A 13,660-nucleotide genomic window follows, 5' to 3' on the forward strand; every position below is an offset into this window, starting at 1 on the left:
ATGCCGATTCAGGTTCTGCCACCACAATTGGCTAATCAGATCGCCGCCGGAGAGGTAGTGGAGCGACCTGCGTCTGTGGTGAAAGAACTGGTCGAGAATAGTCTGGATGCGGGTGCCACACGCATTGATATTGACATTGAACGGGGAGGATCCAAGTTGATCCGTATCCGAGATAACGGTTCGGGTATCAGCAAAGAGGACCTGACATTGGCACTGGCTCGCCATGCGACCAGTAAAATTGCGACTCTTGACGATCTGGAAGCGATTATCAGTTTGGGATTTCGCGGCGAGGCTTTGGCCAGTATCAGCTCAGTGTCGCGTTTGACGCTGACCTCACGCACCGTGCAGCAGAATGAAGCATGGCAGGCCTATGCGGAAGGCCGCGATATGGATGTTACGGTAAAACCGGCTGCCCATCCGGTAGGGACGACACTGGAAGTCCTGGATCTGTTTTATAATACACCTGCCCGTCGTAAGTTTATGCGCGCAGAAAAAACCGAATTTACTCATATTGATGAGGTCGTTCGGCGTATTGCGTTAGCCCGGTTCGATATTGCGATCAATCTGAATCATAATGGTAAACTGATCCGCCAATATCGGGCTGTCAGTGATGCCTCGCAGTATGAGCGTCGACTAGGTAATATCTGTGGTGCGGCTTTTCTGCAACATGCACTGGCGGTTTCCTGGCAACATGGCGACCTGAAAATTCATGGTTGGGTGGCGGATCCTGCCGGCGCGCGACAACTGCCGGAAATGCAATACTGCTATGTCAATCAGCGTATGATGCGCGATCGTCTGATTAATCATGCAATCCGTCAGGCATATCAGGATCAGCTCAAAGATGAGCAGCAACCCGCTTATGTTCTTTATCTGGAAGTGGATCCCCATCAGGTGGATGTCAATGTGCATCCTGCCAAACATGAAGTCCGTTTTCATCAGGCTCGGCTGGTACATGATTTTATTTATCAGGCGGTGATGACGGTATTGCAGCAGTCGGCGGCACCGATATTGCCCATCACTGAGCCAGGCGTTGAACCTACGCCGGTATGGCAGCAGGAAAACCGTACTGCATCGGGAGGAAATCATTTTGCCCGGACGATTTCTTCATCGGTGGAAAAAGCGGTTTCCGAACCTGCCAGCACAACGGCTCGTGAACGTCAGCCTGCGCCTTATCTCAGCGGCTCGGGTTATCAGAAAAAACAAGGAGAGCTGTACCAGAAATTGCTACAGCCGAAACAGCCATTATCAGGTACGCCCGGCTCTTCACCAGTAGAAACGGTGCTGAAGCCTCCGTCACCGGCGGTATCTCAGGTGATGAGTACGGCTCCATTGGCAAGCAACGACCAGGGATTAGGAAGGGTATTAACCGTTTATCCGCCATGCTATGCGTTGGTGGAGTACCAGCAAGGGCTAGCGATATTGTCACTCACTGTTGCAGAGCGCCATCTGAAACAGGCTCAGCTTACTCCCACAACAGAAGGGTTGCGTCCGCAGCCACTGCTGATCCCACAGCGCTTGACGCTGGATAAAAAGGAGTTGAGTGTGCTGTCGCAGCATCAGGCACTACTGACGCAATTTGGTATTGATGTCGCGATTGAACAACAGCGAGCTACACTGCGAGCAGTACCTTTACCATTAAGACAACAAAATTTACAAAACTTGATTTCTTACCTGTTAGGTTATCTGGCCGATTATCCCATGGCAGAGTCTGAACAGATCGCTGTGTGGATGGCACATCAGTTGCTCAGTGAGCATGAAAACTGGACACATGCCCAGGCAATACAGTTGTTAACGGAAGTGGAGCGTCTGTGCCCACAGTGGGTGAGAAATCCGCCACCTGAATTTTTAGGTGTGATGGATATTGACGCTGCCATCAAGGCCTTGAAGCATGACTGAATTTGAAAAGGAACCGTATCCGCCGGCCATTTTTATCATGGGGCCGACAGCGTCCGGAAAAACAGCGCTGGCGATGGCGTTATATCAGCATCTTCCGGTTGAGTTGATCAGCGTCGATTCTGCTCTGGTGTATCGTGGCATGGATATCGGTACAGCAAAGCCCGGTGCGGACGAGCTATCCCAAGTGCCGCATCGCCTGATCGATATCCGTGACCCGGCTGAATCCTATTCTGCCGCTGATTTTCGCCGTGATGCGCTACAGGCGATGGCAGAAATCAGTGCCGCTGGTCGTATTCCTCTGCTGGTGGGAGGAACTATGCTGTATTTTAAGGCGTTGCTCGAAGGACTCTCTCCTTTACCATCGGCCGATCCCCTGGTGCGTCGGCAAATAGAAGAAAGGGCACAAAAAGAGGGATGGGAAGCGCTGCATCGCCAGTTATGTGAGATAGATCCAGTTGCGGCAGCTCGGATTCATCCAAATGATCCACAGAGACTGTCGCGGGCACTGGAAGTTTTTTTCGTTTCAGGTAACACTTTAACCGAGCTGACAAAAATATCTGGTGAAGCGTTGCCTTATCGTGTGTATCAGTTTGCTATTGCTCCTGCTACGCGCGAATTGCTTCATCAGCGGATTGCGCTACGTTTTCAGCAGATGTTACAGATGGGTTTTGAAACGGAGGCCAGGGCATTATTTGACCGAACTGATCTGCACACCGATTTGCCTTCTATCCGCTGTGTCGGTTATCGCCAGATGTGGTCATATTTATCTGGCGAAATTGGTTACGATGAAATGGTTTATCGCGGTATTTGTGCTACCCGGCAATTGGCCAAGCGCCAGATGACCTGGTTACGTGGTTGGGACGACGTTTGCTGGTTAGACAGCGACAAGCCTCGGGAAGCGATAGATAAGGTAATACAGGTTGTTAGTGCATAGGTTGGGTGATTGTGTACAATTGGCTGATTCTCAGCACAAAAATTTTATACCGTTATTTTAGGGCCATAGGGTTCTTTGTTACAAACAACAAGCAAATAAGGAAAATATAGAATGGCTAAGGGGCAATCTTTACAAGATCCGTTCTTGAACGCATTGCGTCGCGAACGTGTTCCGGTTTCGATCTATTTGGTGAATGGTATCAAGTTGCAAGGTCAGATTGAGTCTTTTGACCAGTTTGTCATTTTGTTGAAAAATACGGTTAGCCAGATGGTGTATAAGCACGCCATTTCCACGGTGGTCCCATCCCGTCCGGTGTCGCACCATAGTAATACCCCAGGTACTAGTAGTAATCCTGGTACTAACAACTATCATGGTAGTAATCCTGCTGGTCAGCAACAGCCGCAACAGGATAGCGATGACGCTGAATAAGGCTCATTACCGGTTTACCATGGCAGAGGAATGGATGATGTTATCCGTTTTCCCTGCCATGACCGTGTTCGTTTGTTTGAGAGGTTGCTCGGTTGTTTGACCGTTATGAAGCCGGTGAACAGGCGATATTAGTTCATATTTACTTTTCACAAGAGAAAGATACGGAAGATTTACTGGAGTTCGAATCTCTGGTTTCTTCTGCTGGTATTGAGTCGTTGCAGGTTATTACCGGCAGTCGTAAAGCACCGCATCCCAAATATTTTGTGGGTGAGGGTAAAGCGGAAGAAATTGCCCAGGCTGTTAAAGCTACTAATGCTTTTGTTGTGTTGTTTGATCACGCCTTAACACCGGCTCAAGAACGCAACCTGGAACGTTTATGTGAATGTCGGGTGGTTGACCGAATCGGGTTGATTCTTGATATTTTTGCTCAACGAGCGCGCACCCATGAGGGGAAATTGCAGGTTGAGTTGGCGCAGTTACGCCATCTTGCCACCCGTCTGGTACGTGGTTGGACTCATCTTGAGCGTCAGAAGGGCGGTATTGGGCTGCGAGGTCCCGGTGAGACTCAACTTGAGACTGACCGACGTTTACTTCGTAATCGTATCAGCCTGATTTTATCCCGTTTGACTCGGGTAGAGAAACAGCGTGAACAGGGACGTCGGGCGCGCGTCCGTGCAGATGTCCCCACGGTTTCTCTGGTGGGCTATACCAATGCCGGAAAATCGACCTTATTTAACCAGATGACATCGGCTGGGGTATACGCGGCCGATCAGTTGTTTGCCACACTGGATCCTACACTGCGCCGCATAGAGGTGGAGGACGTAGGTGATACTGTGCTGGCAGATACCGTGGGTTTTATCCGGCAGTTACCGCATGATCTGGTTGCTGCATTTAAAGCAACATTGCAGGAAACACGTCAGGCTTCGTTATTGTTACACGTAGTGGACGCCGCTGATCCTCGCATGGACGAGAATATTGAAGCGGTAGAAATCGTGCTGGCAGAGATTGAAGCGGATGACATTCCTATGCTACAGGTTATGAACAAAATCGATATGCTGGAAGGCTTTGAGCCGCGTATTGATCGTAATGAAGATAACGTGCCAGTCAGAGTTTGGCTTTCTGCCCAGACTGGCGTTGGCATCTCATTATTGTTTCGGGCATTAACTGAGCGGCTTTCTGGGGAGATTGTCCATTACTCATTACATCTTCCCCCTCAGGCTGGACGCTTGAGAAGCCGTTTTTATCAGCTTCAGGCAATAGAAAAAGAATGGATTGAAGAGGACGGAAGCGTGGGCTTGACAGTTCGTATGCCTATCGTTGACTGGCGGCGCCTCTGTAAGCAAGAGCAGGAATTGAAAGATTATATTGTCTGAATTGTGAATATAATCTGATGGACTTCTGGGACAATTAACCCCTAAGAATACCTATCATAATTAATGGAGCTAAAACATGGCGTGGAATCAGCCCGGTAATAACGGACAGGACCGCGACCCGTGGGGGAGCAGCAATAATAATAGCGGCAACTCTGGCGGAGATAATAAAGGTGGTCGAGATCAGGGACCACCCGATCTTGATGATATCTTCCGTAAATTAAGCAAAAAGCTTAGTGAATTGGGAGGCAAAAAAAACTCGGGTTCAGGAAACACTGGGAATAGTGGCGGTTCATCATTATTGGGCGGACGTGTTGTCGGTCTGATTGTGGTCGCTGCGGTGGTGGTCTGGGCTGTCAGTGGTTTTTACACCATCAAAGAGGCGGAGCGTGGTGTTGTTACCCGATTCGGTAAATTTAGCCATATAGTCGGTCCGGGGTTGAATTGGAAGCCGACGTTCATTGACGCCGTACGGGCGGTTAACGTGGAGTCTGTCCGTGAACTGGCTACTTCTGGCATCATGCTGACCTCGGATGAAAACGTTGTCCGTGTGGAAATGAACGTACAGTACCGGGTTACTCAGCCTGAACGGTATCTTTTTAGTGTGACGAATGCTGATGATAGCCTGCGTCAGGCGACTGACAGCGCACTGCGTGGTGTTATCGGTAAATACACCATGGACAAGATCCTCACTGAAGGACGTACCATTGTGCGTACGGATACCCAGCGAGTGATAGAAGAAACTATTCGTCCTTATGATATGGGGATTACGTTGCTCGACGTTAACTTCCAGACGGCGCGTCCGCCAGAAGAGGTTAAGGCGGCTTTTGACGATGCTATCGCTGCCCGTGAGAACGAACAGCAATATATTCGTGAAGCAGAGGCTTATGCCAACGAAGTGCAACCGCGGGCTAATGGTCAGGCTCAGCGTATTCTGGAAGAGTCTCGTGCTTATAAAACCCGAGTAGTACTGGAAGCTCAAGGGGAAGTCTCCCGCTTTGCAAGCCTGTTACCGGAATATAAAGCCGCCCCGAAGATTACTCGTGAACGCCTTTATATTGAAACTATGGAGCGAGTGTTGAGCCATAATCGCAAGGTACTGATTGATGATAAAGGCAATAACCTGATGGTACTGCCGCTGGATCGTCTATTGGGTGATCAGAACAGTGCTAATACGACCTCTGATAGTATTACTGGCAGTAAGGTTGCTCCACTGAAGGTATCCAGTTCAGGAGTGAATCACAGTACATCGGATTCCAGTGGTAGCAGTAGCAACATCATGGATCAACGCAAAGCGGATGCTCAGCGTAATGATATCACTCGTGTAGGGAGAGAATAATATGCGTAAGCCTGTACTATTTATTCTGCTCCTTGTGCTGGTGGTGGTCTATTCTTCGCTGTTTATCGTCCAGGAAGGTCAGCGCGGTATAGTGATGCGCTTTGGCAAGGTTCTTCGTGATGATGAAAATAAACCGCTTGTTTATATGCCAGGCCTGCACGTAAAGATCCCATTCCTTGAATCAGTGAAAATGCTGGATGCCCGTATTCAGACGATGGAAAACCAGGCTGATCGCTTTATTACCAAGGAACAAAAGGATTTGATTATTGATTCCTACATCAAATGGCGAATCAGCGACTTCAGCCGGTATTACCTGGCAACGGGTGGCGGTGATACATCCCAGGCAGAAGTGCTGTTGAAACGTAAATTCAGCGACCGTCTGCGTTCTGAAATCGGTCGTCTTGATGTTAGCGGGATCGTAACGGATTCCCGTGGTCAACTGATGTCCGATGTGCGTAACGCATTGAATACCGGTACTGGAGAAACCACTGAAGCGGATAATGCCATTGCTTCCGCTGCGGCACGTGTCGCCCGTGAAACGACGGGTGTGCCGCACGTCAACCCGAACAGTATGGCAGCGCTGGGTATTAAAGTTATTGATGTGCGGATTAAGCAGATCAATCTGCCGACAGAAGTTTCTGATGCCATTTATAAACGTATGCGTGCAGAGCGTGAAGCCGTCGCCCGTCGATATCGTTCACAAGGGAAAGAACAGGCAGAGAAACTAAAAGCAGCTGCGGATTATCAAGTTACCCGTACATTGGCAGAAGCGGAACGCCAAGGACGCATCCTTCGCGGTGAAGGGGATGCTGAAACAGCCAGGTTATTTGCTGCGGCATTCAGTAAAGATCCTGATTTTTATGCGTTCATTCGTAGCCTGAGAGCTTATGAACATAGTTTTGACAATAATAGTCAGAATGTGTTGGTGTTGAGTCCAGACAGTGATTTCTTCCGCTACATGAAATCACCAGAGAAAACGGTCTCTGCCCATTAATACTGTTTTTTAGTTCAAAAAAGCCCGTATTTACGGGCTTTTTTCTGTCTGGAGTTTTTTATGAATGCCACTATCTGGTTGGCGCTGAGCCTGGTCCTGGTTGTTGAAGGGCTTGGACCGTTGTTGTTTCCGCGTATTTGGCGTCGGATGATTCTGTCTATGGTGCAGTTGCCGGACAATATTTTACGCCGTTTTGGTGGAGGTATAGTGGTTGCCGGTTGTGTGATCTACTATATGTTGAGTAGCCGTTTGGGTGGCTAAAACTGTTGCTAAAAAATGTGCGCAAACGTGTGCTAAAAGTACTGAAAGCAGAAAGATGAGATGTTAGAATCCTTTTTTAAGCAACCTGGTGATTTTTGAGATGGGTAAGAACGTCGTCGTACTGGGCACCCAATGGGGTGACGAAGGTAAAGGCAAGGTCGTGGACCTGCTGACTGAACGGGCTAAATATGTTGTGCGCTACCAAGGTGGTCACAATGCTGGCCATACTCTGGTTCTCAACGGTGAAAAAACCGTTCTTCATTTAATTCCCTCGGGTATTCTTCGTGAAAATGTCATCAGCATCATCGGTAACGGTGTGGTGTTGGCGCCTGATGCGTTCATGAAGGAAATGACGGAACTTGAAGCGCGTGGCATACCGGTACGAGAACGTCTGCTGCTTTCTGAAGCCTGTCCGTTAATTCTCCCGTATCATGTCGCGCTGGATAACGCACGCGAAAAAGCACGTGGGGACAAAGCCATTGGCACCACCGGGCGTGGTATTGGGCCTGCCTATGAAGATAAAGTTGCCCGTCGCGGTCTGCGCGTAGGTGATTTGTTTAATAAGCAGAGCTTTGCAGCCAAGCTGAAAGAAATCATTGAATATCATAACTTCCAGTTGGTTAACTACTATAAAGTTGAGCCGGTGGATTATCAGAAAACACTGGATGAAGTATTGGCGATCGCCGATATCCTGACTTCTTTGGTGGTCGATGTTTCTGACTTATTGGATAAAGCCCGTCGACGTGGCGATTTGATTATGTTCGAAGGGGCGCAAGGAACATTGTTGGATATCGATCACGGTACCTATCCATATGTAACCTCCTCTAATACCACCGCGGGTGGCGTGGCCACTGGTTCTGGCCTGGGGCCGCGTTATGTGGACTACGTACTGGGAATTGTTAAAGCATACTCCACACGTGTTGGGGCGGGCCCTTTCCCGACGGAACTGTTTGACGATGTTGGTGAATATCTTTCTCAGAAAGGTAACGAATTCGGTGCCACAACAGGACGCCGTCGTCGTACCGGTTGGCTGGATGCGGTAGCAGTTCGCCGTGCTGTACAGATTAATTCATTGTCCGGTTTCTGCATGACCAAGTTGGATGTACTTGATGGTCTTAAAGAAGTGAAGATCTGTGTAGGCTATCGGATGCCTGATGGCCGTGAAGTGGATGTAACTCCGCTGGCTGCTGAAGGCTGGGATGGTATTGAGCCAATCTATGAAACTATGCCGGGCTGGTCTGAAAGTACTTTTGGTATGACAGATCATAGCAAACTGCCACAGGCGGCACTGAACTACATCAAGCGGGTCGAAGAAGTCACCGGTGTTCCGGTAGATATTATCTCTACGGGACCTGAACGTGAAGAAACCATGATCCTGCGCGATCCGTTTGACGCGTAATGGTTGTCAAATGTTAAAAAAGGACGGATAGTCCGTCCTTTTTTATTGCCTATAGAAGACCCCCCAGCTAGGCTGGGGGGTCCGTTGCGATATACATGCCGGAAGCAATTTGATCTCAGGCATCAGTGGATGAGGTTTGTTTTTTTTCTTTAAGGGCATTCAGCAGTTTATTGTGAATATTACTGAAACCGCCATTACTCATCACCAGAATATGATCACCCGGTTGAGCCGTTTTAACAATCATCTCTACCAGTGTGTCAATATCCGCACTCCAGTGCGCCGGTTGCACACATGCTTCAGCTACTTCAGCAACCTGCCATGGAATATGCTGTGGCTGAAATATAAAAACTTCATCTGCGCGGCCGAGAGAAGGAGCTAACTCGTTTTTGCACAACCCCATTTTCATGGTGTTGGAACGCGGTTCGAGCACTGCCAGAATACGAGCAGTACCGCCAACTTTGCCACGCAACGCTGCCAGTGTCGCCAGAATAGCCGTTGGGTGATGGGCAAAATCATCGTAAACCGAGACATTATGCTCAGTGCCACGTAACTCCAGACGACGTCGAGCATTAATAAACCCATTTAATGCCCGACAGGCCTCTGCGGGAGGAACACCAACATGACGAGCGGCAGCAATGGCCATTAGGCCATTATGCATATTATGTTCACCCACCAGATTCCAATGCACTTCTCCGACCACTTCTCCGTTCAGGTATACCTGAAATATGCTGGCGTCAACGGCCACTTTTTTAGCGTTCCAAGTACCATCTTCACCCACCAGTTCTTGTTCGCTCCAACATCCCATCGTCATAACCTGTTTGAGATGTAAATCGCCGGAAGGCAGGATAATACGACCTTTGCCCGGAACCAGACGTACCAGATGATGGAATTGTTTCTGGATAGCTTTTAGATCGTCGAAAATGTCTGCGTGATCGAATTCCAGATTATTCAAAATCAGTGTGCGGGGACTGTAGTGAACAAATTTGGAACGTTTATCGAAAAAGGCGCAGTCATATTCGTCGGCTTCCACGACGATGAATGGGCTATCTCCCAGTCGGGCAGAGACAGTAAAGTTACCTGGTACACCGCCGATGACAAAACCTGGTTTATAACCGCAATTTTCCAGAATCCAGGTCACCATCCCTGCGGTGGTGGTTTTACCATGTGTTCCTGCTACTGCAATAACCCAGCGGTTACGTAGTACATGGTCGTGCAGCCACTGTGGGCCGGACACATAAGGGATACTTTGTTCCAGTACGGCCTCAACACAAGGATTGCCGCGTGTCATGGCGTTACCAATGATCACCAGATCCGGAGCAGGATCGAGTTGTGCCGGATCATATCCTTGAATGACGTTAATCCCTTGATCTGAAAGCAAGGTACTCATTGGTGGATAGACGTTAGCATCTGAACCCGTCACCTGATGTCCCAACGAGCGAGCCAACAGCGCCAACCCACCCATAAAGGTGCCACAGATACCTAAAATATGAATACGCATACATTTTCCATCTATATACAGTGAGTCTGCTGTTCTATTCTAACGCCATGAATCCATCATAAGAAATGGATTTGACTAGGTAGTCACTTTCTCTTTGGGCTACACTTGCAAACGCAAACGTTGGCGGTACAAAATTAGAACCGCTTTTCATCCGTAGATTCTGGAATAGTGTTATGAAAACGTTAGGCGAATTCATCGTCGAAAAACAGCACGATTTCTCTCATGCCACCGGTGAACTCACCGCGCTGCTGTCAGCCATCAAACTGGGTGCGAAAATCATCCACCGTGATATCAATAAAGCCGGCTTGGTCGATATTCTCGGTACCAGTGGGGTTTCCAATGTTCAGGGCGAAGTACAGATGAAACTTGATCTGTTTGCCAATGAAAAGTTGAAAGCCGCGTTGAAAGCACGTGGTGAAGTGGCAGGTATTGCTTCTGAGGAAGAGGATGAAATTGTAATCTTCGAAGGAGAGCGGGCTGAAAAAGCTAAATATGTGGTATTGATGGATCCACTGGATGGGTCATCCAACATCGATGTTAACGTCTCCGTAGGAACTATTTTTTCTATCTACCGTCGTATCACGCCGTTGGGTCAGTCGGTCACGGAAGATGACTTTCTGCAACCCGGTCATAAGCAGGTTGCAGCAGGCTATATCGTTTATGGGTCGTCTACTATGCTGGTGTATACCACTGGCCATGGTGTCCATGCCTTTACTTATGATCCTTCGCTCGGGGTATTTTGCCTCTCTCATGAAAAAGTGCGTTTCCCTGAGAAAGGAAATATGTACTCTATCAACGAAGGGAACTACATCAAATTCCCACAGGGTGTTAAGAAATACATCAAGTACTGTCAGGAGCAGGATGAATCGACACAACGTCCCTATACCTCACGTTATATCGGTTCTCTGGTGGCGGATTTTCACCGTAACCTTCTGAAAGGGGGGATTTATCTTTATCCCAGTACGGCCAGTTATCCTCAAGGCAAACTGCGTTTGCTATATGAATGTAATCCGATGGCTTTCCTGGCTGAACAAGCGGGTGGTAAGGCGAGCGATGGCAAGAACCGTATTTTGGATATCATTCCGAATAAATTGCACCAGCGTGCCCCCTTCTTTGTGGGTACAGAGTCCATGGTGAATGATGTTGAACGCTTCCTGCTAGATTTTCCGGATGAGTAAGCCGTCGTGATATCGGCGGGTAATTCTTAACGAATTATCATGTAGCAAGGCCGCTCGTTTTCTCAACCGAGCGGCCTTGGCGCTTGATCTGGTTCCCCGCAGGAACTGCCACTGGCAACATCTTTCAAAAAAGATTTGATGAAGAGGTCATGCCAGACGACAACGTCCTGTGCCATGAACCGCCAGAAGCCACTGACGGCAGTGAAAAATCGGGCTTACTTCACGCGGGAGACATACTCACCAGAACGGGTATCAACCCTGATGACTTCACCGATCTGCACGAACAGTGGAACTTTAACTACCGCACCAGTAGTTAAGGTGGCTGGTTTGCCTCCTGTACCCGCAGTATCGCCTTTCAGGCCCGGATCTGTTTCCGTGATTTCCAGTTCAACAAAATTTGGTGGTGTTACTGCGATCGGCTGACCGTTCCACAGTGTCAGCACACACTCAGCCTGTTCAACCAGCCACTTGTAGCTATCGCCTACGGCTTTGGCATCCGCAGCCAACTGCTCGAATGTTTCATTGTTCATGAAGTGCCAGAACTCACCGTCGTTATACAGGTAAGTCAGATTCATATCCATAACGTCTGCCGCTTCCACGGAATCGCCGGATTTGAAGGTTTTTTCCAGCACTTTGCCGGAAATAAGCTTACGGATTTTTACGCGGTTGAATGCCTGGCCTTTGCCCGGCTTAACAAATTCGTTCTCAATGATCGCACACGGCTCACCGTCCTGCATGATTTTAAGACCGGAACGGAATTCATTGGTACTATAAGACGCCATGTTGGTCCTCTTAATACTGGTAATTTAGCCAAAAAATGGCACACATTATAACCCGAAATACCTTATCTGGAGAAGATTGGTTGCAACAACTCGCCGACGTTATCACCGATCCGGACGAATTATTGCACCTTCTGGCGCTCAGTCATCACTCAGAACTGCTCAAAGGGCGTGATGCACGCAAACTTTTTCCATTACGGGTGCCGAGGTCGTTCGTTGCCCGGATGCAACCGGGCGATCCACTGGATCCATTGTTATTGCAGGTGATGACCGCGCAGGAAGAGTTTGCTGCCGCGCCCGGTTTCAGTCTCGATCCGCTCGATGAACAGCATAGCGTTGTCCCTGGGGTGTTGCACAAATATCGCAACCGCGCTTTGTTGTTGGTCAAAGGCGGTTGTGCGGTAAATTGTCGCTACTGCTTCCGTCGCCATTTCCCGTATCAGGATAACCAAGGCAACAAAGCCAACTGGCGACAAGCGATCAGCTATATCCAACAACATCCGGAGCTGGATGAAATCATCTTTTCCGGCGGTGATCCGCTAATGGCCAAAGACCATGAGCTGGACTGGCTGATGACCGAGCTGGAAACCATTCCGCACCTGAAACGCTTGCGTATCCACAGTCGCCTGCCTGTGGTGATTCCGTCCCGCATTACGGAAACGTTATGTCAGCGTTTCTCTTTGTCACCTTTGCAGATTGTACTAGTGACGCATATTAACCATACCAATGAGATCAATACTGATTTAGCACAAAGTATGGCACGGTTGCGCCAGGCTGGCGTCACGTTGCTGAACCAAAGCGTATTGCTGCGTGGCGTCAATGATTCGGTTGCAACGCTGACGATGTTAAGTAATGCGCTGTTTGATGTTGGTATCCTGCCTTACTACCTGCATGTCCTGGACAAAGTGCAAGGGGCGGCACATTTTCTGGTGCCTGATGATGAAGCGCGAACGTTGGTTCGAGGTTTGATGAAACAGGTTTCTGGTTATCTGGTACCGCGTCTGGCACGGGAAATCGGCGGAGAGGCGAGCAAAACGCCACTGGATTTGGGGATGCGGCAACGTCAGGGTGACATTGTTGCAGAATAAGACAAACCGGCGAGCATTTGCCGGTTTGTCTTCAGCATGTTAACGGCACTTGTAAACCTGTCCCTGCATTTTGCTGTCCAACGGGGCAAAACTGGACAGGAAGTTCTGGCTTGGTGTGGAAATGCCATAAATCACGTTCCCCCCCATTGCCGCCGCTTTGTTACGCAAATCGTTGGCTGCTCCACGCATGGAACTGCCTTCATTACCGCCGGAAAACCAGTTTGACTGTGTACCGGTCACGCTGCCCAGCAACTGACACTCATTACCCGGTTTGGTCTGAGTAAACTGCACTGCCTGGCCTGCTGCACTGAGCTCATTGGTGGTGCTACAGCCTGCTAGCAGAGTCGCGGCAGCCAAACCAATCAGTATACGAGTCCGCATGCTTCCCTCCATGATGAACAATAAATCGGTCATTCGCGGGATAAGAATACTCCCATGAACGTTGATAATAGCCTGTTTCAGCGACAAAAAAAGGTAGGTTGCGCTAATTTATGC

13 protein-coding genes are annotated in these 13,660 nt (G+C 49.0%); 10 read left to right on the plus strand and 3 right to left on the minus strand.

Annotation, left to right across the window (positions count from 1 at the left end):
- The 8 genes from mutL to CWC46_RS05585 all read left to right on the plus strand — a co-directional run bounded on the left by mutL (position 1) and on the right by CWC46_RS05585 (position 8,622).
- Positions 1-1,896, plus strand: coding sequence for a DNA mismatch repair endonuclease MutL (gene mutL, locus CWC46_RS05550; RefSeq protein ID WP_021017252.1), 1,896 nt, complete (start codon positions 1-3; stop codon positions 1,894-1,896).
- Entirely contained in the window at positions 1,889-2,830 is a 942-nt protein-coding gene (gene miaA / locus CWC46_RS05555) for a tRNA (adenosine(37)-N6)-dimethylallyltransferase MiaA (RefSeq protein ID WP_021017251.1), read from the plus strand. Before mutL ends, miaA begins: the two co-directional genes overlap by 8 nt.
- 111 nt (positions 2,831-2,941) lie before the next feature.
- The gene (gene hfq, locus CWC46_RS05560) at positions 2,942-3,259 is read left to right on the plus strand and encodes an RNA chaperone Hfq (RefSeq protein ID WP_021017250.1); all 318 of its coding nucleotides are present in this window, start codon (positions 2,942-2,944) and stop codon (positions 3,257-3,259) included.
- A gap of 92 nt (positions 3,260-3,351) precedes the next feature.
- Positions 3,352-4,632 (plus strand): ribosome rescue GTPase HflX, encoded by a 1,281-nt coding sequence (gene hflX, locus CWC46_RS05565; protein ID WP_021017249.1) that lies wholly within the window; start codon positions 3,352-3,354, stop codon positions 4,630-4,632.
- A 76-nt stretch (positions 4,633-4,708) separates the two neighbouring features.
- Positions 4,709-5,968, plus strand: coding sequence for an FtsH protease activity modulator HflK (gene hflK / locus CWC46_RS05570; protein WP_021017248.1), 1,260 nt, complete (start codon positions 4,709-4,711; stop codon positions 5,966-5,968).
- 1 nt (position 5,969) lies between these two features.
- Positions 5,970-6,962, plus strand: a complete 993-nt coding sequence (gene hflC, locus CWC46_RS05575; protein WP_021017247.1) for a protease modulator HflC — start codon at positions 5,970-5,972, stop codon at positions 6,960-6,962.
- Between the two features lie 60 nt (positions 6,963-7,022).
- A complete protein-coding gene (locus tag CWC46_RS05580) occupies positions 7,023-7,223 on the plus strand; it encodes a DUF2065 domain-containing protein (RefSeq protein WP_021017246.1) in 201 nt (66 codons plus the stop codon).
- Positions 7,224-7,323: 100 nt separating this feature from the next.
- Positions 7,324-8,622: an adenylosuccinate synthase gene (locus tag CWC46_RS05585; protein WP_021017245.1), complete on the plus strand. Its 1,299-nt coding sequence runs from the start codon at positions 7,324-7,326 to the stop codon at positions 8,620-8,622.
- Positions 8,623-8,737: 115 nt separating this feature from the next.
- Here the strand turns inward: CWC46_RS05585 and mpl are convergent, their stop codons facing one another.
- Complete coding sequence (gene mpl / locus CWC46_RS05590) at positions 8,738-10,120, minus strand: UDP-N-acetylmuramate:L-alanyl-gamma-D-glutamyl-meso-diaminopimelate ligase (RefSeq protein WP_021017244.1); 1,383 nt, start codon at positions 10,118-10,120, stop codon at positions 8,738-8,740.
- A gap of 173 nt (positions 10,121-10,293) precedes the next feature.
- Between mpl and fbp the strand changes: the two genes are divergently transcribed.
- The gene (gene fbp / locus CWC46_RS05595) at positions 10,294-11,298 is read left to right on the plus strand and encodes a class 1 fructose-bisphosphatase (RefSeq protein WP_021017243.1); all 1,005 of its coding nucleotides are present in this window, start codon (positions 10,294-10,296) and stop codon (positions 11,296-11,298) included.
- A 215-nt stretch (positions 11,299-11,513) separates the two neighbouring features.
- Here fbp and efp read toward each other — a convergent pair whose 3' ends face one another.
- Positions 11,514-12,080, minus strand: coding sequence for an elongation factor P (efp, locus tag CWC46_RS05600; protein WP_021017242.1), 567 nt, complete (start codon positions 12,078-12,080; stop codon positions 11,514-11,516).
- Between the two features lie 35 nt (positions 12,081-12,115).
- Between efp and epmB the strand changes: the two genes are divergently transcribed.
- The gene (epmB, locus tag CWC46_RS05605) at positions 12,116-13,165 is read left to right on the plus strand and encodes an EF-P beta-lysylation protein EpmB (protein ID WP_021017241.1); all 1,050 of its coding nucleotides are present in this window, start codon (positions 12,116-12,118) and stop codon (positions 13,163-13,165) included.
- 39 nt (positions 13,166-13,204) lie between these two features.
- Here epmB and CWC46_RS05610 read toward each other — a convergent pair whose 3' ends face one another.
- The gene (locus tag CWC46_RS05610; RefSeq protein WP_021017240.1) at positions 13,205-13,546 is read right to left on the minus strand and encodes a DUF4156 domain-containing protein; all 342 of its coding nucleotides are present in this window, start codon (positions 13,544-13,546) and stop codon (positions 13,205-13,207) included.
- Positions 13,547-13,660: the final 114 nt, after the last annotated feature.

It is taken from the genome of Prodigiosinella confusarubida (assembly GCF_002847015.1).
Classification (GTDB): Bacteria; Pseudomonadota; Gammaproteobacteria; order Enterobacterales; family Enterobacteriaceae; genus Prodigiosinella; species Prodigiosinella aquatilis.